Raw genomic sequence first — 19,451 nt, 5'->3', positions numbered from 1 at the left:
GACAAGAACAGGAGGCTGTGGAAGAACTGCGAGCGATGGCTCAACACCAGCCTGCAGTTCGTCCACTTGGCATTCTTGGTGCTCTTGCTCAAAAGACTTTGAACACGCTCTGAGGGCTACCCGGTCGAGAACCAACCCGGGCAGCGAGTTGGCGAGCCACATCACGTGCGCCGCGAGAAACTGAATGTCCAGCCCCTGCCATGAAAGCGCCGACTCCCGATCGCCACTGCAATGAGCGTGGCACAACTGTGGCGCTTCGCTGTCCATGGAATCAGGCATGCCGGTGCAATCCGACATTGGCAACTTGTCAGCCTGCTGCATCGAGATCGTGGCACGCATTTGCGTGGTTTCCACAGATGCCCTCGGGTCTGGCTTGGGACAGACGTACATCGCCATCGCAACCTGCGAGAAAAGCAAGGTTACGACTAGGCCGCTGGTAATCCAGCGGCTCCATCTTGCGAGAAGGCGCCTTAAGCCGATCATGCGGACATACTATTGGAAGTTGTAGGGAGTTGAATTGATCAAGGTCAGTTTCCAGGATGAATTGATGCGTCTGGACGGCGCCTTGGCCCGAACCGGCACCCGCTGCAAATCCACCGGCAAGGGCGGGCACCGCACGTGGTTGTCATGCTTTACGCGCCTCGGCAACTCGCAAGGCTCTAAGCTCAAATCGATCAGCTACAAGATTCGTCTGTCCCGAGAGTCGCTGCAGGTGCGTAATGACCTCGTAGGGGCCATCGGCTATTGGGCGCGTGCAGATTCCGCACTGGCTAGCGGTTTCGATGCGTGATCGCGAGGAAATCCCTACGCCATATCCAGCTGCGACCCAGAGCAATAACATCTCAAAAGAACTGACATGCTGGACATTCGGCCTTTCCGTTGATGACATGGAGGACAGGTACTGGTCCAGCGAAGGAGAATATTCGGCCTTCCATCGAAACACGGAGTGCTCCTTAAGTTCGTCTATTCTGATTGACTGCTGCCGGAGCAGTGGGTATCGCAGCGGCGTGGCAAGAGCTGTCGCCTCGAACCAAATAGAAAGACTCTTCAGCGAAGAATCGCTCACCTGCTTCAGAGAAAGGCCGACGTCGAAGCGCCGTTTGTAGAGGCCCGTAATGAGATCGCTCGCCGTAACCTCATTAAATTCCATAGAAACTTCGGGCTCCTCCGCGCGCTGCAGGGCAAGCAATGCAGCTAGGTACGAAGAGGCCACACCAGGCGCTATGGCGAGCCTGAGCTGTGGGCGTGGGCTGGTGGCGTCGTGCATGAGAGGCCCCAAGAAGCGATAAGACAAGGATGGAAAGTCTTCATGATAGCTAGTTTGAGTTAAACTTAACGTGGTTAAATTGTTTGGACTGTTCGACGCTTCCAAGGATGGAGAAGCGAACTGTCCGACGAGGCCGTCCCCCAGGAACTACCACTTTCGACGCCGAGCCAGCGTTGGCATTCGGAGCGGCCGTTCGTGTCGCCCGCCTGACGCAAGGTGTTGCTCAGGAAGAACTGGCTGCGAAAGCAGGGATCGAGCGATCGCACATGGGCAAAATAGAGCGTGGGGAGCACATGCCCACTCTCGCTCTGATCTTAAGAATCGCCGCCGGACTCAAGCTCAGTGCTGCGGAACTCGTCAGCGCAGCCGAACGCAATCTTCGTGCCGCGGCGCACGATTCAGATAGGCATTGACGCTTTAGTCATCCGGAGGTCCTCGCAGACGTTCGATGAAGCGATCCAGCGAAACCGATGAGTTGCTGCTTTCTGGCCGAAGCAGATAGGTTGTGATTACCGCCGTGTCCTGCGCCAGAGGGCGAATCACCACGTCCGGCCTCTGGCTGATGGGAATCTTGGTCGCCGTCATGAAACCAATCCCATAGCCTGCGCCGACGAGCGTTAGCATCATGTCCAGCGACGACACTTCTTCGACAACGTTGAGTCTGTGTTCCAGAACCTGTAGCAGCCGATTTAGTTCTCGGCAGTAGCCTTCGCAGGCCAGTTTGTCGCACAGAACCAGTGGGTGACCCTGAAGTTCGTTCAGCGGAACTTGCTTGTGCGCAAGAAGCGAGTGCCGCGCTGGCACGGCGATCACAATCGGGTCTCGCCAGATCGGTTCAGCCACGATGCCTTCGCCAACATCCGCCGCGTGTGCAAATCCGATCGTGAAGTCGCCAGACCGTAGGCCCCGTATCTGCTCGGTCAGCGGTACCTCGGAGAGACGTATCTCGACCTCGGGCTCTTCCGCGCGGCAACGAGCTAGGAACGCCGATAGTCGTGGGTCCATCGCACCATCGGAAATTGCAATGCGCAGGCTGCCCCTCAGGCCCGCGGCAATGGCTCTGGCATTTTCACGCGCTTGCTCCAGGACAGTGAAGAGTCGGCGGGTGTCCTGCAAGAATGCCGCCCCCGCCACGGTCAGCCGTGTGCCCCTGCGGTCGCGGTCAAACAGCGTGACCCCAAGCTCATCTTCCAATTCCTTGATCGCGCGAGACAAGGGGGGTTGCTCTATATGCAGCCTCTCGGCCGCCCGCGTGAAATGCAACTCCTCTGCCAAGACGACAAAGCATCGTAGATGACGCAACTCCATAAATCGGGCTCCTCGCAAGTTCTCATTCGCGCCAGATGTCCCGTGGACGAATCACGGTGGACGGGGAGGCTGGATCCATTTCAGGGAAGTTGATGCGCTTGACATCGCAAAAACTGGCACCTTGAGCGCTCGTGGTTGCTCGTGACGCGTCCCAAGCGCGCGCGCCCAATCGGGGCGCGCGTCTCTGTCACACTGTGCAGAAGCTTTGAAAAGCACCGCACACCCGCGGCGTCATCCGCCGTGCTCTTTTTGTAGCAGCGACCCGAGGCGAGCGACTTCATTGCTGGTGATCGCGATGTTGCGCCCATCCTTCGTCGACACCGAAGCTCCGACATTGAGATAGACGGCGCGCCCGAAGCGGCTTTCCTGTGCCATCTTTCCGTCCTTGAAGATGTACAGCGTTCCCCCGTCAGCCAAGGGAACCATTTCCTTGGCTGCTTGGGCTGCTGCATGACCGGCGAAGGCTGGCACGGAGAGAGCGCTCAACAGGGCGGCAATGACAATTTGCGATTTCATGATCGACTCCTTTGTAAAAACGACGACAACTTGCGCCGCGTCGTTAAATGTAGAAGCAGGCGGTCTACAGAGCGCTTACCCGTGCATTACATTCAATTCATGTGCTGTCATCTGCCGCCCATGAAGGACTAGGTTCCAGTGGGAGACAAGATGCCAAGCCATGCAACGCTCGCCAGAACCAAAACGGCCAAGGTCGCCTCCGTGAACAGACTCTGTCTAAGCTTGATGACTGCCTGTGCGCGATTGCCTGCCTTCAAAGCAGCCTCCAGGCTCGGGCTCAACCGATACCGATTGGCAGCAGCCAACGCCAGCATGCCTGCGAAAAGCAAGAGCTTTACCATCAGCAGCCGGCCATACAGCGTCGAGATGAGCGGATCAAACGATGGTCCGGCGATCAACAGGTAATTGAGAATTCCACTCACGACGAGTGCAGCCACGATCGCTGTACCTATGCGAGCAAAGCCATTCGACGTCCGACTGAGGACCGCTACCGGGTCTTGCGCGACATCCTGCTTGTGGGATGCCAGCATCAAGAACGCCACCAATGCGCCCACCCAAGCGCCCGCTGCCCAGAGGTGCGTGATATCCGACGCAAGATGGATGTAGCCGCGAACGCCGTCGTCCATCGCGCCGTGGCCTGCCCACGCAAGGGTCGCCAGCGCCACGCCGGTGGAGAGCGCCATCACTGCAAATCGCAAGGTAGCGTTCAATTTCAACATTGCGACGAGCACACACACCAACAGCGCGAGGATGCGAATGCACCAGGCGATGCCCATGTGCGTGCCCGTAATGAGCATGTCGAAGACGTGCGTTGACAGCTCCGCGTAGCTCTGGGCACCGGACATGGCCTTGGCCATGACCGTCATGCCCCACATCGACAGGGCAATGCCGATGGCAGCGGATGCGCCAATGAGGACGCGATAGCGGCGCGAGATCGTCGAGGATCGCTCGTCGTTGCCCAAAGCATAGAGACCGAACATGGCGACGCCAAACGCCGCCGCCAGGTCCAGATACAGCGCCAGGCGCAGGACGATGGTCAACCAATCCCCGGCCATGGGCTTACTTCACCTTGAAGGTGACGTTACCCGTGATCGGATGCGTGTCCGAGGAGACGGCACGCCATTCGACGCGATAGTCACCGGGCTGGAGCGCCTGTGCCGGCGTGATGACCATGGTCTTGCCGTCGCCGGCAGCCGCGACGCTGGCGTTGATCTTCATCGGGCCATGGCTCGCCATTCCCGGCATGCCAGTCATGACAAGGCTCGCGGCGGAGAACTGCGGCACCAGCGTCTCGGAGAACTTCAGTTCGATGGTGGCTGGCGCAGAAACCTGCGACTTGTCGGCCGGCGTTGAAGACACCAGCGAAGGATGCGCGAATGCGGCGGTGGCGAACAGACCAGCAGCGATCGGCGCGACGAGCTTGGCGATGAAATGTGAACGGGTCATAGAAGTTTCTACCTGGATGTGTGAGGTGTGGTTTAAGAACGAAATGCCGAGATAAGGCTTGCACCTTTGCAACGGCGTGGAACGAAAGAAACGGTTTGCTGGGCGATAGCAGGCTCCTGTAGTTTCAGAAAGAAAATCCGGTCACAGTCGGCTCGCTCTCAGGCGCAAGGCGTTGCCAACGACCGACGCCGAACTCAGGCTCATCGCCAATGCTGCGATCAGCGGCGACAGCAGCCAGCCCGTGAGGGGATAGAGAACCCCGGCGGCGATGGGGATGCCCAGCGCGTTGTAGAGGAAGGCGAACATGAGGTTCTGCTTCATGTTGCGCACGGTACTCACCGAGAGCGTGCGAGCGACAGCGATGCCACGCAGGTCACCCTTGACCAGCGTGACCTGGGCGCTGTTCATCGCCACGTCGGTTCCCGTTCCCATGGCGATGCCCACGTCTGCCTTCGCCAAGGCCGGCGCGTCGTTGATGCCGTCTCCGGCCATGGCGACGATGCGTCCTTCTTTCTGCAGTCGCTCGATCAACATGAGCTTGTCCGCCGGCTTGACCTCACCATGCACCTCGTCGATGCCTAGGCGTGCACCGACGGCTTTGGCGGTGGTCTGCCCGTCCCCGGTGGCCATGATGACCCGCAGGCCCGCAGCCTTCAACGCGGCCAGGGCCTCGGGGGTGCTGCCCTTGACCGGATCGGACACGGCGAGCAAGCCCGCGAGCTGCCCGTCCACCGCCAGGTACATGACGCTGGCCCCTTCGCCGCGCAGAGCTTCGGCCTGGGGTACGAGCGGTTCCACCGATACGCCAGACTGTTCCATCAGCACTGTGTTGCCCAACGCCAGTTGCCGGTGCTCAACCTTTCCGCGCACGCCGATGCCGGTTCCCGATTCAAAGCTCTGAGGCTTCACGAGTTGGAGGCCCTGGGCACGCGCGGCCTGCACGATGGCGTCGGCCAGGGGGTGTTCACTGCCCTGGTCCAGGCTGGCCGCAAGACGCAGCACCTCATCGTTCGTAAAGCCGGGGGCTGCGACGACCTGATCGAAAGCAGGTCGGCCTTCGGTCAGGGTTCCTGTCTTGTCGATGACGAGGGTATCGACCTTGCGAAGATTCTCGATCGCCGCGGCATCGCGGAACAGCACGCCCTGCGTGGCGCCACGGCCCGTTGCGACCATGATCGACATCGGCGTGGCCAGACCCAGCGCGCACGGGCAGGCGATGATCAGGACGGCCACCGCATTGATCAGTCCATAGACCCAGGTGGGCTGTGGCCCGAAGAATCCCCATACAAGGAGCGTCGTTACCGCAATGGCGACGACGGCCATCACGAAGTAGCCGGCAACGACATCGGCCATGCGTTGCATCGGTGCCTTGGAACGCTGCGCCTGGGCGACCATCTGGACGATCTGCGATAGAACGGTGTCCGAGCCGATCCGCTCCGAACGCATGACCAGCGCGCCGCTGGTGTTGAGTGTGGCCCCGATGACCTTGTCGCCCACGCGCTTGCTGACGGGCAGCGGTTCGCCGGTCAGCATGGATTCGTCAATCGAGCTGCTGCCCTCGTGCACGATGCCATCCACCGGCACCTTCTCGCCGGGTCGGATGCGCAGCAGGTCGCCGACGTGCACATGGCTGAGTGGCACGTCTTCCTCGCTGCCGTCCGCATTGATGCGCCGCGCCGTCTTGGGTGCCAGCCCCAGCAGCGACTTGATGGCTGCCGAAGTCTGGGAGCGGGCCTTGAGTTCCAGCACCTGGCCGAGCAGTGTCAGCGAGATGATGACGGCGGCGGCCTCGAAATACACGCCGACCCGTCCCATGGACATGAAGGAAGCTGGAAACACTTCCGGCGCAACGGTTGCCACAACGCTGTAGATGAATGCCGCACCCGTTCCCAGGCCGATCAGTGTCCACATGTTCGGGCTGCGGTTGACCACGGACAGCCAGCCGCGGGAGAAGAAGGGCCAGCCGGCCCACAGCACGATCGGCAACGACAGCACCAACTCGACCCAGCTCTGTGTAGCCATGTCCATCAGGTGCAGCCGCTCGCCCAGCATCGCCAGCGCCAAGACCACGAGCGTCAGCGGCAAGGTCCACCAGAAGCGACGCGAGAAGTCACGCAACTCCGGGTTGTCGTCATCGAGGTCGGGCAGCAGAGGCTCCAGCGTCATCCCGCACTTGGGGCAGGTTCCCGGATGATCCTGGCGGATCTCCGGGTGCATCGGGCAGGTGTAGATGGTTCCGGGCGCGGTTGGCGATGCCGCCGGGGCCGGTGAAACTGCGGTGCTGGCATGGTGATGCGGTGCATGGCCGCTGCCTGTGCCTATGCCCGCGTCACCGCTGGCATATCGCGCCGGATCGGCGTCGAATTTGGCCTTGCATCCGGTGCTGCAAAACAAGTACGTGTTCCCCAAGTGCGTGGAACGGTGCTCCGACGCCGCCGTGACCGCCATGCCACACACCGGATCTCGCGTCGCGGCATCGGGCTGCGTGTGGCTTGAGGACCCGCCCGCGTCGTCACTTCCAGCATGGCTGGCGTGATGGTGGTGCGTATGCGGGCCGGACGTTGTGGCACCCGCCGCCATGCCTGCGTGCTCATGTCCTGAAGACTTGCTGGGTGAATTCATAGTGACAAGTGCCCTCCGCCGTTAACCTTTGGTGTCTGGTGATCGCAGCAGGCCGCAGGCGCGCAAGGAGACAAGCGCGGCGTCGCGTGCTCGCACGGTGCGAGTGCCTCGACTCATTGCTTCTGCTCCTTGGAGGCTGCGGCACCTTCCTTACCCTGACGCGCGGCATGATCGTGTCCGCCGTGGCCGTGACCACGGTGCATGAACAGGTGCATCAGCGGACAAGCCGCCAGCAGCAGGAAGGGGAGATAGCCGGCAACATGTGCCGTATGCTCCTTGAGCAGGAAATACGCGGCGACAGCGGCGATGATGAGGAACGCCACGCCGTAGCGCGATCGCCAGAACCGGGGGCGATCGCTGGGGGTCTGTGTGTGCTGATGCTGCATGGCATATCTCCACGGAGAAGGGTTGATGGATGGTCAGCGATGCGACTGATAGACCGTGCTGCTACCGTTTTTCCCAATCAGCAGCACGTCGTAGGCGTCCTTGCGTCCACCATAGGCCGGACCATCCATGCCGGGCGAACCGACCGGCATGCCGGGCGCCGCGAGGCCGATGGCCTGCGGGGCTTCGCGCAGCAAGCGTTGAATGTCCGAGGCAGGCACATGACCCTCGATGGCATAGCCGCCGATCTGCGCCGTGTGGCAAGAACCGTACTTCTGCGGGATGCCCAGCCGCGTGCGCGCTGCGGTGTTCCCGGTGTCGAGAACCTGCACATCGAAGCCTGCGCCTTGCAGGTGTGAGACCCAGTCCTTGCAGCATCCGCAGCTCGGGTCCTTCCAGACCTTGGCAATCGGTCGGCTCTGCGCCAGGCTCGGTCCTGCGAGTGCCATCACCAACAAGCCAGCGATCAATGCCTGGCGTCTCGGCACTTTGCCCTGGCTTCTGTCGTAGTGCATGTTCATGGATCGCCTCTCATCAGATGATCAAACCCGCTAGGTTCTAGAACCAGAATCGCACGCCAGCCACCCAGCGCGTCTGCTGCGCACGGCCGCCTTCGGCACGCACATAGTCCGCGGTGCGTCCGAAGCTGCCCGCCCGTTCCACGCCGATATAGGGGGCGAACTGGCGACTGAATTCATAGCGCAGGCGCAAGCCAGCAGACGCTTCGGCCAGGCCCTTGCCGATACCGCGTTCCGGGTCGTCCTTGCCATAAAACTGCAACTCGGCGCGAGGCTCCAGAATCAGTCGCTGGGTCAGCAGCAGCTCGTAGCTGCCTTCGACACGCAGCGCCGTACGTCCACCACTTCCCACGTAGCCCGTCGCCTCCAGCTCGAACCAGTAGGGGGCGAGGCCCTGGATGCCGAAAGCCAACCATTGACGGCTCGGGCCTTCCCCGTTATCCACCCGAACGCCGAGCTGGGTGTCCCAGTACGGTGCGACGGCGTGCCCCCAGAGAAGCTCGGTACGCGATTCTTCGAGCTTTCCTTTGGCGATATCGCCTTCGGCCTTCACGACGGCCTTGTTGTAGGTCGTCCCATACCACGCCTGGAGGTCGTAGGCCGTGGAGTCGTCTCCTTTGCGCGTGAAGCGGCGTTCCAGAGTTTCGCCGCGCAACGAAAAGAACCTGTGTTCGTCGGCCAGCATCAGCCGCGGCACACCGGGTACGGCGTAGTCGCCCGATCCCAATGTCAGGCCATTGGAGTAGCCATGCGGATCGCGGGCGTCAGGAGGCGCCGACCCGCCCTGCATCTGCATGTTGCCGTGATCCATGGCCGGGGCCGCGGTCGAGCCGCTCGCCGACGTCGCGTGACCCGCGTGCGGGTCGGCGGCAGGAGCCACGGTCTGAGTGGATGGCGCGGCCGTTTGAGCGTCGGCCTGGCCGTGCGCTGCATGGTCGTTCTGTGCTTGTGCCTGGGCGGCGACGCTTACCAGGGCCAGAAGCGTCGTGGCCAGTGCGCGAGTGGGGAGTGCTTTGGACATTCTTGGTCTTCCTTGTGCGCTGGGTTCAAGACACCACGACTTCGCGGAACATGCCGGCATCCATGTGGAACATCAGGTGGCAGTGCCACGCCCAGCGGCCGAGCGCGTCGGCTGTCACCAGGAAGCTGATGCGTTGTGCCGGCTGCACCGGCAGGGTGTGGCGGCGCGCAAGGAAGCGACCGTCGGGGCTTTCCAGCTCGCTCCACATGCCGTGCAGGTGCATGGGATGGGTCATCATGGTGTCGTTGTGCAGAATGACCCGCAGCCGCTCGCCGTGTTTGAAGTGCACCGGCGTGGACTTTCCGAACTCCAGCCCGTCCAGGGACCATGCGTAGCGTTCCATGTTGCCCGTGAGGTGCAGTTCGACCTCCCGGCCGGGGCCTCTCTTGTCCAGCGGCCCCGACGGGGTATGCAGATCCGCGAGGGTCAACACGCGCCGACCGTTGTTGCGCAGTCCGATGCCGGGGTCATCGAGGTTGGTGCGCGCCATGTCAACGCGCATGTCCGTGCTGGCACCATACTCGGTGCGAGCGTGGCGAGCAGTAGTGCTGGGCACGGCCAGTCCCCCCGCCGCCGCGGCGTGTTGGCTGTGATCCATCGCCATGCCACCGTGGTTCATGGCGCCGTGATTCATGCCTGCCATCGCCCCATGATCCATCCCGGACATCGAACCCGAGCCCATCCCGGTCATCCCGGTCATGCCCGTCATGCCCGTCATCCCGGTCATCTCCATGGCCTGGCCGGACCCGCCATGGTCCATGCCCCCCATCATGCCGCCCATCATGTCGTTCATGGTCAGCCATTCGACCGGATCGAGGGCAGGCACGGGAGCTTGAAGACCTTCACGCACGGCCAGCGTGGCACGCGCGTAGCCTGTCCGGTCCATCGCCTGGGCGAAGATCGTGTAAGCGTCATCCCGTGGCTGGACGATCACGTCGACGGTTTCGCCAGGACCGAATCGGAACTCATCGACGGTCACCGGCTCCACGTCAACACCATCGACGTGCACCACCGTGAGTTTCAGTCCTGGAATGCGTACGTCGTAGAAGGTGTTGCCCGCACCGTTGACCATGCGCAGCCGCACGCGCTCACCCGGTCGGAACAGCGCCGTCCAATTGCCGGCGGGGGTGACGCCGTTGGCCAGATAGGTCAGCGTGGCGGCAGACAGATCTGCGAGATCCGTCGGATTCATCCGCATCTCGTTCCACATCTTGCGCTTGTCGATCGCAGCGGCCGTGCCTTCGCGCGAGGCGTCCCGGAAGAAGTCGAAGACGGTAGGTTGGTTGTAGTTGTAATAGTCGCTTTGGGACTTGAGCTTGGTGAACACCCGCATCGGGTCTTCGTCGGTCCAATCCGAGAACAGCAGCACGTGGTCACGGTCGGCGTGGATGGTCTCGGCGCCAGCGGGGTCGATGATGATCGCCCCGTACATGCCCGTGAGTTCCTGGAAGCCGGAGTGCGAGTGGTACCAGTAGGAGCCGCTCTGCTGAACCTTGAAGCGGTACGTGAAGGTCTCGCCGGGAGCGATGCCATTGAAGCTGATGCCCGGCACGCCATCCATCTGATACGGCAGGATGATCCCGTGCCAGTGAATGGATGTGGCTTCACGCAGCTTGTTGGTTACACGGATTGTGACGGTGTCACCCTCGCGCCAACGCAATGTCGGTGCCGGCAGCGAGCCGTTGATGGTCGTAGCCACGCCTGGCTTGCCCGTGAAGTTCACGGGCGATTCGGCGATCACCAAGTCGAACTCGGTGCCCTTCAGCACAGGGGCGGCACCGCGCGTCGCGGAGCCTTGCTGGGCAAATGCCTTGAACGCCGGCGTGGACAGCCCAGCGAGAACGCCGCCGGCGGCTAACCCTTGGACGAAACGCCGACGAGAAAGGCCCTGTGTGGGCACGATAAAAAAGGGTGAACGAGGCGGCATGGCCTGAAATCCTCCATAGATGACTCGGAAGTCGTTCTAAACGCCACCCCATCCTGAGCGGCACAGTTCGACGCAATGCAGGTCATGCTATGGGTTGGGCACTTTCCATCGAATGACCCCTGAATTACATTCATGTAATGTTCGTGTCATGTTCGTGGAAGCTGGCAACCAGTAAATTGCTGATTGAAAGTGGATGAATGCGTACATCGTGAGCGGCTATTTTTCCGCGCCGTAGCGATTTCATGGGACATGCGATGAAACTGCTGGTCGTTGAAGACGAGAACAAGACGGCGGATTACGTCCGCCAAGGTCTCATGGAGGCGGGATTCGTCGTGGATCTGGCGCGCAACGGATTGGACGGACACCACCTGGCCATGGGCGAGACATACGATCTGGTGGTCTTGGATGTCATGCTGCCGGATGTCGATGGCTGGCGCATCGTGCGTGCCCTTCGAGATGCCGGTAAACAGGTCCCTGTGCTCTTTCTGACGGCGCGTGGCGGTGTAGACGACCGTGTCAAGGGATTGGAACTGGGAGCGGACGACTACCTCGTCAAGCCATTCGCGTTCTCTGAGTTGCTGGCGCGGGTGCGGACGCTGCTGCGACGCGGAAGCGCTCCGAGCCAGCCTGATCGCATCCAGGTTGCCGATTTGGTGCTGGACTTGGCGCGCCGGCGCGCAACGCGCGCTGGCCAACGCATCAATCTCACCAGCAAGGAGTTCGCGTTGCTTGAGCTCCTGGCCCGTCGCCAGGGGGAGGTCCTTCCACGGTCTCTGATCGCGTCGCAGGTATGGGACATGAATTTCGACAGCGACAGCAACGTCATCGATGTAGCCATCCGCCGTCTACGCGCGAAGATAGACGATGCGTTCAATCCGAAGCTCATCCACACCGTGCGTGGAATGGGATACACGCTCGATGCGCCCGATGATGCCCCTGCGCCATAAGCCGCGGCAAAGCCGTCCAGCGTCGCTTGCATTGAGGGTCACGGCCCTCGTTGGTATCGCCACGACCTTGGTGTTTCTTGTGTTCAATTGGGTCATTCTCCGGTCGTTGGAGCACCACTTTGCTCAACAGGATGCCCACGAACTGGAGGCAGTGACAACCGCTTTGGCTCAGCCCTTGCACCAGCTTGCAAGTGACATCGCAAGCGACGAACTGAAGCAACACTTGGCCAACGCAGTCGCAGGACATCATGGGATGACGTACGGCGTCTACGATGGGGCTGGCAATAGCATCTATGCCACGCCCGGTCCTGACCTGTCTAAACTTGCCAGTAGCAAAAAGTTGGTCAACCGCATCACCGCTGACGATTTGATCGTGTGGCAGGAGGATCAGAGGTCATATCGAGGTGTGGTGCTGCAACTGCCTGCTGACGATTCAGCGGCGCCCGGCTACCGCATCGTCGCTGCCATGGACATCGGCTTTCATCTCGACTTCCTGGCGGAGTTCAAGCGCATGCTCTGGTGGGCAACCGGCTTGGTCATGTGCCTGGCGCTCGGTGTGGCTTGGCTGGCGGTGCAGTGGGGCCACCTGCCGATTCGCAAGGTCAATGAAGAGATTCGGGCGATTCGCTCTTCAAAGCTGGATGTGAGGCTGGATCCTCGGGATGTGCCGATCGAACTGGCGGAACTGGTATTCGCCTTCAACGATATGTTGGCGAGAATCGAGGAAGGCTTCACCCGGCTATCACACTTTTCCGCAGACATCGCGCACGAGTTGCGCACGCCCGTCACCAACCTGGTCACGCAGACTCACGTGGCGCTTGGCCAGCCGCGCAGCAACGAGGAATACAGAGAAATCCTCTATTCAAATTTGGAAGAGTTTGATCGGATGGGACGCATGATTGGTGACATGCTGTTTCTTGCCCAAACGGAAAATGATCCCCGCAACTTGCGTCTGTCTACCATTGATCTGTCCGAATTGGTGCGGAGTCTGTTCGACTATTTCGAGGCGCTGGCAGAAGATAGCGGCATTACGCTTGGTGTTAAAGGGGCGATCGGCAGCATAGCGGCGGATCGGGAAATGCTCACCCGGGCGCTGAACAATCTTCTCTCGAATGCAATTCGACACACGCCTCGCGGCAAGAGCATCACGGTCTTGCTTTCGCAGGACGAGCAGTGGACAACGATCAGTGTGGTCAATCCCGGTGAGAGAATTCCTGAGCGCGATCTACCAAAGCTCTTCAACCGCTTCTACCGAGTTGATCCGGCACGGCAACGAAATACGGCGGGCGCCGGTCTTGGCCTTGCCATCGTGAAATCGATTGCGGAGGCACATGGTGGCTCCGTTGCCGTGACCTCCAGTGAGCTTGTCACCAGGTTTGACTTGGTATTGCCCCATCTGCGGCAGTAGTCCGAGGGCGCTGCGGTCCGTCCAGCCAACTGGCGTATCTCTTTGCCTGATTCTGGGATCTACCCGGCCGGCCACGTTGCTACGCGAGCGGGACATTTTTTCTCCGTGACTGCCACGTGCCCAGTCCTAGCGGCAGGCGCCGACATCATGCGCTTGTGTATCCCATCGCTACGTCCACACCGCGCGCGGGGGCCTTTGCTCGGTCGTGATCCGGTCACCGATCGTCGATAGCCTCAGCGGTCAGTGCCGAACGTCTGCCTGCTCGGCGCCTCGATCGCGCGCAGACCTGGCTGTGTGCGCTGAGCCCCTGAGGTGAGTTGGAAGTTGGTCTGCTGGTTCGTTGCGCGGGTATATGTACCCGTAGCTGGGTACAGAGAGTCTTATTGATCAAGATCAAGGTACTGCTATCAGGCGCCGGCTGCATATGAACGCAGCCAACCGCCAAAACTACCTATGCAGGTGTCCACTAAAACTTGACCACTGCACCCCGCCCGAAGGCTTCTCCGACTCGCCCGCTGACGCGGGCCAGGTCAACCCCACAACGACAGGCGAGAACGCCCCGCCATGCCTTGCAGCGCCGGTCTTGAGGCGTGGCGTGGAAGCTCCATAGCGATGCCGGGCGGGTTGTCCCTGAACCGCGTTGAGGACGGCACGCACCTGCACAACCTGCCGCAGCAAGCGCCAGCGTGTTCGCCAGCGTCCCGTCCATCGCGGCGGGGCGCTGGCCGGGCCGATCCGGCGCAGCCGGTTCGGCGGCATCGAGGGGCGCCAAGCATCGCGCGGCGGGGATAGCCCGCAGGGCTTTCCCCTGGAGGCAAGCGAAGCGCGCAGCGCCGCAGGCGCGAAGGCGTGAGCAACTGTCTTGAAAGTCAAGCCTCGCAAGCGCGCAGGCTCCATTCAATTGAAGCGTTTTGCCAATGATTCAATAAATGTTGTATTATCGAATCATGAACGAGACCCAAGCCATTTCCGCCCTCGGCGCCCTGGCCCATACCCAGCGGCTGCGCGTGTTCCGCGCCCTGGTGGTCGCCGGCCCCGAAGGGCTGACACCCAGCGTCCTCGCCGACCAGCTCGACGTGGCCCGCAACTCCCTGTCCTTCCACCTGAAAGAACTGGCCCATGCCGGCCTGGTCACCATCGAGCAGCAGGGCCGCAACCTGATCTACCGCGCCGACTTCACCCAGATGAATGGGCTGCTCGGCTATCTGACCGAGCACTGCTGCCAGGGCGGCGCGTGCGAGGTCACCGAATCCTCCTCTGCCTGTACTTCCTGCTGAAAGGATCACCCCCATGAAGCGCTTTCACGTCCACCTGCACGTCGATGACCTGAACCGCAGCATCGGCTTCTATTCCCAACTGTTCGCCGCGCAGCCCGCGCGCGTCGAAGGCGACTACGCCAAATGGATGCTCGAAGACCCGCCGGTCAACTTCGCCATCTCCACACGTGGCAACAAGCCGGGCATCGACCACCTGGGTATCCAGACCGACGATGCCGAGGAATTGGCGGTGCTGAAGGCCCGCGCCGAGGCGGCCGACATGACGCTGCTGGACGAGGGCACCACGACCTGCTGCTACGCGCGCAGCGAGAAGCACTGGATCACCGATCCGCAGGGCGTGGCCTGGGAGCACTTCCACACGCTGGGCAACATTCCGGTCTTTAACGAAGCGGCGCCTGCAGCGACTTCCGCCGCAGCGTGCTGTACCCCGGTGCGCGGCAAGCCGGTGGGCGTTGCGGTGAAGCCGGCTTCCTCCTGCTGCTGATGTGAGATACCCATGACCACCGACAAGACCTACAACGCCCTGTTCATCTGCACGGGTAACTCGGCCCGCTCCATCCTGGCCGAAGGCATCCTCAATGAATTGGGCCAGGGGCGCTTTCGCGCCTACTCGGCGGGCAGCCACCCCAAGGGCGAAGTCCACCCACTGGCGCTCGCCACGCTGGAGCGGCTGCACATGCCGACCGCCGGCTACCGCAGCAAGAACTGGGACGAGTTCGCGGCGCCCGGTGCGCCGGAGCTGGATTTCATCTTCACGGTCTGCGACAACGCCGCCGGCGAGGTCTGCCCCGTGTGGCCGGGGCGCCCGATGTCGGCGCATTGGGGTGTGCCTGATCCTGCAGCCGTTGAAGGCACCGACGAGCAGAAGCGCAAGGCGTTCACGGATGCGGCGCTGACGCTGCGCCGACGCATCGAATTGTTCCTGTCGCTGCCGATTCAGCGCCTGGATGCCATGTCGCTGCAGCACGAGCTGCGCAGCATTGGTACGAAGTGAGGTTGGCGCGATGAGTGTTGGAACCCAAACGGCCGGCCGCGTGCCGGCCGCCCCCACCATGAGCGTCTTCGAGCGCTACCTGAGCGTGTGGGTGCTGCTGTGCATCGTCGCCGGTATCGCGCTCGGCCAGTTCGCGCCGGGCGTGTTCCAGGCCATCGGCCGCACGGAAGTGGCTCAGGTCAACCTGCCCGTGGGCCTGCTGATCTGGGTGATGATCATTCCCATGCTGCTCAAGGTGGACTTCGGCGCTCTCGGCCAGGTCAAGCAGCACTGGCGCGGCATCGGCGTGACGCTGTTCATCAACTGGGCCGTCAAACCATTCTCGATGGCGTTGCTGGCGTGGATCTTCATCCGCCAGGTCTTCGCGCAGTGGCTCCCCGCCGACCAGCTCGACAGCTATGTCGCGGGCCTGATCTTGCTGGCCGCCGCACCTTGCACAGCCATGGTGTTCGTCTGGAGCCGGCTGACCGGGGGCGATCCTGTGTTCACGCTGTCGCAGGTCGCGCTGAACGACACCATCATGGTGTTCGCCTTCGCGCCCATCGTCGGCCTGCTGCTGGGCCTATCGTCCATCACGGTGCCGTGGGCCACGCTGCTGGTATCGGTCGGCCTGTACATCGTGATTCCCGTCATCCTGGCCCAGTTCTGGCGCCGCGCCCTGCTGAGCAAGGGCCAAGCCGCCTTCGACCGGGCGCTGGAGCGCATCGGGCCGCTGTCCATCGCGGCGCTGCTGCTCACGCTGGTGCTGCTGTTCGCCTTCCAGGGCGAGGCCATCATCCGCCAGCCACTGGTCATCGCCATGCTGGCCGTTCCGATCCTGATCCAGGTGTTCTTCAACTCCGGCCTGGCCTACTGGCTCAACCGCAAGGCGGGCGAGCAGCACAGCATCGCTTGTCCTTCGGCGCTGATCGGCGCCAGCAACTTCTTCGAGCTTGCCGTAGCCGCCGCCATCAGCCTGTTCGGCTTCCAGTCCGGCGCCGCGCTGGCCACCGTGGTCGGCGTGCTGATCGAGGTGCCAGTCATGCTACTGGTCGTTCGGATCGTCAACCAAAGCAAGGGCTGGTATGAGTGCGGCCCGAACCCTGCCCGCGGATAACCAAGACACGACTCATGAGCAACATCACCATTTACCACAACCCCACCTGCGGCACGTCGCGCAACGTGCTGGCTCTGATCCGCAACAGCGGCGAAGAGCCGAACGTTATCGAATACCTGAAGACACCGCCTGACCGCGAAACGCTGCAACGCCTGATCACGGACATGGGCGCGCCAATGCGCGCCGTGCTGCGTGAGAAGGGTACGCCCTATGCGGAATTGGGCCTCGATGACCCGAAGTGGGGTGACGAGCAGTTGATTGGCTTCATGCTCCAGCACCCCATCCTCATCAACCGGCCCATCGTGGTGACCCCGCTGGGCACGCGCCTGTGCCGGCCCTCAGAGGCCGTGCTGGACATCCTGCCGCAGCCGCAGCGCGGCGCGTTCCGCAAGGAAGACGGCGAAGCCGTGGTGGATGCGGAGGGTCGCAGGGTCTGAGACCTCCCGCACAAGCGGCAGGCAATCTGAAGTGAGGCTGGTATTATCGAATTTCGTTATCGATATTCGATATGAAAGAGAAACCTACTCCACGTGCCATGGAGCACCACGACCTGCTGTCGGGGCTGATCCGCCTGCATGTGCTGCACCACGCAGCCGAGCAGGAGATCTACGGGCAATGGATGATCGACGAGCTGGCCCACCACGGCTACCGCCTCTCCCCCGGAACGCTGTACCCGATGCTGCACAAGATGGAGCGCGACGGCTACCTCGTCTCCCGCCAGGAGCGTGAAGGGCGCACCGTGCGCAAGCTCTACACGATCACGCCCAAGGGCAAGGAAGGCTTGGCGCTGGCCAAGGACCGCATCCGGGAGTTCACCGGGGAGGCGATGCACAAATGACAGATTCCACCAACACCTTGCAGCATGAGGCCGCTGCCGCGCGCGGCTCACCCGTCGAAGTCTTCGGCGCCTTCCTCAAGCTGGGGCTGACCTCCTTCGGCGGGCCGATCGCGCATCTGGGCTATTTCCGCTCGGAGTTCGTCGAGCGTCGCCGCTGGCTGGATGACCGCAGCTACTCCGATCTGGTCGCCCTGTGCCAGTTCCTGCCGGGGCCGGCCAGCAGCCAGGTCGGTATGGCGCTGGGGTTGGGCCGCGCGGGCTGGCTGGGGCTGCTGGCGGCCTGGGCCGGATTCACCTTGCCATCGGCGATTGCGCTGATCCTGTTCGCCTTTGGCATCGCCGAGTACCAGGGGCTGGCCCAGTCCGGCTGGGTGCACGGGCTCAAGGTCGTCGCCGTGGCCATCGTGGCGCAAGCGGTCTGGGGGATGGCCAAGTCGTTGTGCCCGGACCGGCCGCGCGCCGCGCTGGCCATTCTGGCGGCGCTGCTGACCATGGTCCTGCCCTCGGCCGCGGGACAGCTTGCCGCCATCGCGGTGGCAGGGCTGCTGGGCTGGTGGACATTGAAGATCGCGCAACCCGGCGGCGGCCACGCCCACAGCTACCCCGTCTCGCGCAAGCTGGGCATCGTGGCGCTGCTGCTGTTTGCCGCACCGCTCGTCGGGCTGCCCCTGTGGGCGGCAGCCACGGACTCGTCCACGATAGCCCTGCTGGAAGGGGTGTACCGCTCCGGTGCACTGGTCTTCGGCGGTGGACACGTTGTGCTGCCGCTGCTGCAGGCCTCGGTGGTGCCCAGCGGCGTCGTGAGCAATGCCGACTTCCTGGCCGGCTACGGTGCGGCGCAGGCCGTGCCGGGGCCGCTGTTCACTTTCTCGGCCTACCTCGGCGCGGTCGCCCACGGACCGCTGCATGGCTGGATCGGCGGGCTGGCACTCCTGGGCACGATCTTCCTCCCCGCTTTTTTCATGCTGGTCGGTGCACTGCCGTTCTGGGAAGGGCTGCGCCACCGCGCGGGCATCCAGACGGCCATGGCCGGCATCAACGCCGGCGTGGTCGGTATTCTGGTGTCCGCCCTCTATGACCCGGTATGGACGAGTGCCATCCACAGCAAGGCGGATTTTGGGCTGGCGCTGCTCTCGTTCGGACTGCTGACGGTGGGGCGCGTGCCGCCGGCGCTCGTGGTGCTGTTAGCCGGGCTGGTGGGCTGGGTCATGGCGATGGGCGTCTGAATCTCATGTGGCACACCCTGACCATCCAGCTCCGACACGAAACCGCCGACGACATTGCCGCCATCGAAGCGGTCACGACCGCCGCCTTCGCTGATGCACCACACACCAGCCACACCGAGCAATTCATCGTGCGCGCCTTGCGTGCCGCCAACGAACTGACGCTTTCCATCGTGGCCGAAGAACATGGGCGCGTCGTCGGTCACGTCGCGCTGTCGCCAGTAACGATCACCCATGAGCACAGGCGAAAGACCGAGGGCTGGTATGGGTTGGGGCCGATCTCCGTCCTGCCGCCAAGGCAGGGGCGAGGCATCGGTTCGCGCCTGATGGAACAGGCGCTGTCTGAACTGCGGGCTATGCAGGCCGCAGGCTGCGTGCTGCTGGGAGATCCAACGTACTACACGCGCTTTGGCTTCCAGGCCCATGCGGGCTTGCAACTGCCGGGCGTGCCGCCCGGCTATTTCATGGCGCTGGCCCTGCATGGGACAGTGCCGGAAGGCATCGCGCACTACAGCGATGCCTTCAACGCCGCCGCCTGAGCCAGCGCGAAGGCGGCGGCGTTTTAATTCGGCTATTGGCCTTGAACACCGGGCGCGGCCACTGTCGCACCCGGATTTCGCGTCCACCCCGCCCCCGGCGGAACGGCCAGGGCGCGGTGG

At 62.6% G+C, this 19,451-nt stretch carries 21 protein-coding genes and 1 pseudogene; 12 read left to right on the top strand and 10 right to left on the bottom strand.

The window, feature by feature from the left end; genetic code table 11:
* Positions 1–102, top strand: a pseudogene (locus ACVOLI_RS17145) (IS5/IS1182 family transposase); the annotation flags it as partial.
* A gap of 523 nt (positions 103–625) precedes the next feature.
* Here ACVOLI_RS17145 and ACVOLI_RS17140 read toward each other — a convergent pair.
* Entirely contained in the window at positions 626–1,267 is a 642-nt protein-coding gene (locus ACVOLI_RS17140; protein ID WP_023657317.1) for a LysR substrate-binding domain-containing protein, read from the bottom strand.
* Between the two features lie 107 nt (positions 1,268–1,374).
* Here ACVOLI_RS17140 and ACVOLI_RS17135 point away from each other — a divergent pair, with 107 nt between their 5' ends.
* Entirely contained in the window at positions 1,375–1,680 is a 306-nt protein-coding gene (locus ACVOLI_RS17135) for a helix-turn-helix domain-containing protein (RefSeq protein WP_003097526.1), read from the top strand.
* A gap of 4 nt (positions 1,681–1,684) precedes the next feature.
* On the opposite strand, the gene ACVOLI_RS17130 is transcribed toward ACVOLI_RS17135, so the two are convergent.
* The 9 genes from ACVOLI_RS17130 to ACVOLI_RS17090 all read right to left on the bottom strand — a co-directional run bounded on the left by ACVOLI_RS17130 (position 1,685) and on the right by ACVOLI_RS17090 (position 11,009).
* On the bottom strand, positions 1,685–2,575 hold the full coding sequence (locus tag ACVOLI_RS17130; RefSeq protein WP_003097524.1) for a LysR family transcriptional regulator: 891 nt from the start codon (positions 2,573–2,575) through the stop codon (positions 1,685–1,687).
* A 231-nt stretch (positions 2,576–2,806) separates the two neighbouring features.
* Positions 2,807–3,091 (bottom strand): CopK family periplasmic copper-binding protein, encoded by a 285-nt coding sequence (locus ACVOLI_RS17125; protein ID WP_003090336.1) that lies wholly within the window; start codon positions 3,089–3,091, stop codon positions 2,807–2,809.
* Between the two features lie 128 nt (positions 3,092–3,219).
* Positions 3,220–4,131: a copper homeostasis membrane protein CopD gene (gene copD, locus ACVOLI_RS17120; protein ID WP_143993485.1), complete on the bottom strand. Its 912-nt coding sequence runs from the start codon at positions 4,129–4,131 to the stop codon at positions 3,220–3,222.
* A gap of 19 nt (positions 4,132–4,150) precedes the next feature.
* A complete protein-coding gene (gene copC, locus ACVOLI_RS17115) occupies positions 4,151–4,537 on the bottom strand; it encodes a copper homeostasis periplasmic binding protein CopC (RefSeq protein ID WP_003090319.1) in 387 nt (128 codons plus the stop codon).
* Between the two features lie 141 nt (positions 4,538–4,678).
* On the bottom strand, positions 4,679–7,117 hold the full coding sequence (locus ACVOLI_RS17110; protein ID WP_197286470.1) for a heavy metal translocating P-type ATPase: 2,439 nt from the start codon (positions 7,115–7,117) through the stop codon (positions 4,679–4,681).
* 155 nt (positions 7,118–7,272) lie between these two features.
* The gene (locus tag ACVOLI_RS17105) at positions 7,273–7,545 is read right to left on the bottom strand and encodes a DUF2933 domain-containing protein (protein ID WP_003097518.1); all 273 of its coding nucleotides are present in this window, start codon (positions 7,543–7,545) and stop codon (positions 7,273–7,275) included.
* A 33-nt stretch (positions 7,546–7,578) separates the two neighbouring features.
* Complete coding sequence (locus ACVOLI_RS17100; protein ID WP_003090303.1) at positions 7,579–8,064, bottom strand: DUF411 domain-containing protein; 486 nt, start codon at positions 8,062–8,064, stop codon at positions 7,579–7,581.
* 37 nt (positions 8,065–8,101) lie between these two features.
* Positions 8,102–9,082 (bottom strand): copper resistance protein B, encoded by a 981-nt coding sequence (locus ACVOLI_RS17095; protein WP_005408883.1) that lies wholly within the window; start codon positions 9,080–9,082, stop codon positions 8,102–8,104.
* Positions 9,083–9,107: 25 nt separating this feature from the next.
* On the bottom strand, positions 9,108–11,009 hold the full coding sequence (locus ACVOLI_RS17090; RefSeq protein ID WP_003097515.1) for a copper resistance system multicopper oxidase: 1,902 nt from the start codon (positions 11,007–11,009) through the stop codon (positions 9,108–9,110).
* A 254-nt stretch (positions 11,010–11,263) separates the two neighbouring features.
* On the opposite strand from ACVOLI_RS17090, the gene ACVOLI_RS17085 reads away from it, so the two are divergent.
* From ACVOLI_RS17085 to ACVOLI_RS17040, 10 genes are all read left to right on the top strand, one after another.
* The gene (locus tag ACVOLI_RS17085) at positions 11,264–11,956 is read left to right on the top strand and encodes a heavy metal response regulator transcription factor (protein ID WP_003097513.1); all 693 of its coding nucleotides are present in this window, start codon (positions 11,264–11,266) and stop codon (positions 11,954–11,956) included.
* Positions 11,928–13,364 (top strand): Cu(+)/Ag(+) sensor histidine kinase, encoded by a 1,437-nt coding sequence (locus ACVOLI_RS17080; protein WP_003097498.1) that lies wholly within the window; start codon positions 11,928–11,930, stop codon positions 13,362–13,364. Before ACVOLI_RS17085 ends, ACVOLI_RS17080 begins: the two co-directional genes overlap by 29 nt.
* Before the next feature lie 947 nt (positions 13,365–14,311).
* Entirely contained in the window at positions 14,312–14,641 is a 330-nt protein-coding gene (locus ACVOLI_RS17075; RefSeq protein ID WP_003116799.1) for an ArsR/SmtB family transcription factor, read from the top strand.
* Between the two features lie 13 nt (positions 14,642–14,654).
* Complete coding sequence (locus tag ACVOLI_RS17070; RefSeq protein ID WP_003107243.1) at positions 14,655–15,125, top strand: ArsI/CadI family heavy metal resistance metalloenzyme; 471 nt, start codon at positions 14,655–14,657, stop codon at positions 15,123–15,125.
* Between the two features lie 12 nt (positions 15,126–15,137).
* Complete coding sequence (locus ACVOLI_RS17065) at positions 15,138–15,635, top strand: arsenate reductase ArsC (protein WP_003107241.1); 498 nt, start codon at positions 15,138–15,140, stop codon at positions 15,633–15,635.
* A 58-nt stretch (positions 15,636–15,693) separates the two neighbouring features.
* Complete coding sequence (gene arsB / locus ACVOLI_RS17060; protein WP_003107238.1) at positions 15,694–16,731, top strand: ACR3 family arsenite efflux transporter; 1,038 nt, start codon at positions 15,694–15,696, stop codon at positions 16,729–16,731.
* 14 nt (positions 16,732–16,745) lie between these two features.
* Positions 16,746–17,168 (top strand): arsenate reductase (glutaredoxin), encoded by a 423-nt coding sequence (gene arsC, locus ACVOLI_RS17055; protein ID WP_003107236.1) that lies wholly within the window; start codon positions 16,746–16,748, stop codon positions 17,166–17,168.
* Positions 17,169–17,239: 71 nt separating this feature from the next.
* Complete coding sequence (locus ACVOLI_RS17050; protein WP_015014846.1) at positions 17,240–17,569, top strand: PadR family transcriptional regulator; 330 nt, start codon at positions 17,240–17,242, stop codon at positions 17,567–17,569.
* The gene (gene chrA / locus ACVOLI_RS17045; protein ID WP_003107233.1) at positions 17,566–18,795 is read left to right on the top strand and encodes a chromate efflux transporter; all 1,230 of its coding nucleotides are present in this window, start codon (positions 17,566–17,568) and stop codon (positions 18,793–18,795) included. Before ACVOLI_RS17050 ends, chrA begins: the two co-directional genes overlap by 4 nt.
* Positions 18,796–18,800: 5 nt before the next feature.
* The gene (locus ACVOLI_RS17040; protein ID WP_003107230.1) at positions 18,801–19,331 is read left to right on the top strand and encodes a GNAT family N-acetyltransferase; all 531 of its coding nucleotides are present in this window, start codon (positions 18,801–18,803) and stop codon (positions 19,329–19,331) included.
* Positions 19,332–19,451 lie beyond the last annotated feature (120 nt).

The organism is Stenotrophomonas sp. STEN029, assembly GCF_056760015.1.
The sequence above is the reverse complement of the archived record's forward strand: the minus strand, read 5'-3'. Positions and strand labels throughout refer to the sequence as shown.

Bases quoted from the DNA above. Each gene is read 5' to 3' on its own strand.
- ACVOLI_RS17090 (WP_003097515.1), bottom strand. From the start codon at position 11,009: ATGCCGCCTCGTTCACCCTTTTTTATCGTGCCCACACAGGGCCTTTCT.
- ACVOLI_RS17095 (WP_005408883.1), bottom strand. From the start codon at position 9,082: ATGTCCAAAGCACTCCCCACTCGCGCACTGGCCACGACGCTTCTGGCC.
- arsB (WP_003107238.1), top strand. From the start codon at position 15,694: ATGAGCGTCTTCGAGCGCTACCTGAGCGTGTGGGTGCTGCTGTGCATC.
- ACVOLI_RS17100 (WP_003090303.1), bottom strand. From the start codon at position 8,064: ATGAACATGCACTACGACAGAAGCCAGGGCAAAGTGCCGAGACGCCAG.
- ACVOLI_RS17075 (WP_003116799.1), top strand. From the start codon at position 14,312: ATGAACGAGACCCAAGCCATTTCCGCCCTCGGCGCCCTGGCCCATACC.
- ACVOLI_RS17125 (WP_003090336.1), bottom strand. From the start codon at position 3,091: ATGAAATCGCAAATTGTCATTGCCGCCCTGTTGAGCGCTCTCTCCGTG.
- ACVOLI_RS17065 (WP_003107241.1), top strand. From the start codon at position 15,138: ATGACCACCGACAAGACCTACAACGCCCTGTTCATCTGCACGGGTAAC.
- arsC (WP_003107236.1), top strand. From the start codon at position 16,746: ATGAGCAACATCACCATTTACCACAACCCCACCTGCGGCACGTCGCGC.
- ACVOLI_RS17050 (WP_015014846.1), top strand. From the start codon at position 17,240: ATGAAAGAGAAACCTACTCCACGTGCCATGGAGCACCACGACCTGCTG.
- chrA (WP_003107233.1), top strand. From the start codon at position 17,566: ATGACAGATTCCACCAACACCTTGCAGCATGAGGCCGCTGCCGCGCGC.
- ACVOLI_RS17130 (WP_003097524.1), bottom strand. From the start codon at position 2,575: ATGGAGTTGCGTCATCTACGATGCTTTGTCGTCTTGGCAGAGGAGTTG.
- ACVOLI_RS17135 (WP_003097526.1), top strand. From the start codon at position 1,375: ATGGAGAAGCGAACTGTCCGACGAGGCCGTCCCCCAGGAACTACCACT.
- ACVOLI_RS17085 (WP_003097513.1), top strand. From the start codon at position 11,264: ATGAAACTGCTGGTCGTTGAAGACGAGAACAAGACGGCGGATTACGTC.
- ACVOLI_RS17140 (WP_023657317.1), bottom strand. From the start codon at position 1,267: ATGCACGACGCCACCAGCCCACGCCCACAGCTCAGGCTCGCCATAGCG.
- ACVOLI_RS17070 (WP_003107243.1), top strand. From the start codon at position 14,655: ATGAAGCGCTTTCACGTCCACCTGCACGTCGATGACCTGAACCGCAGC.
- ACVOLI_RS17105 (WP_003097518.1), bottom strand. From the start codon at position 7,545: ATGCAGCATCAGCACACACAGACCCCCAGCGATCGCCCCCGGTTCTGG.
- ACVOLI_RS17110 (WP_197286470.1), bottom strand. From the start codon at position 7,117: ATGGCGGCGGGTGCCACAACGTCCGGCCCGCATACGCACCACCATCAC.
- ACVOLI_RS17080 (WP_003097498.1), top strand. From the start codon at position 11,928: ATGCGCCCGATGATGCCCCTGCGCCATAAGCCGCGGCAAAGCCGTCCA.
- ACVOLI_RS17040 (WP_003107230.1), top strand. From the start codon at position 18,801: ATGTGGCACACCCTGACCATCCAGCTCCGACACGAAACCGCCGACGAC.
- copC (WP_003090319.1), bottom strand. From the start codon at position 4,537: ATGACCCGTTCACATTTCATCGCCAAGCTCGTCGCGCCGATCGCTGCT.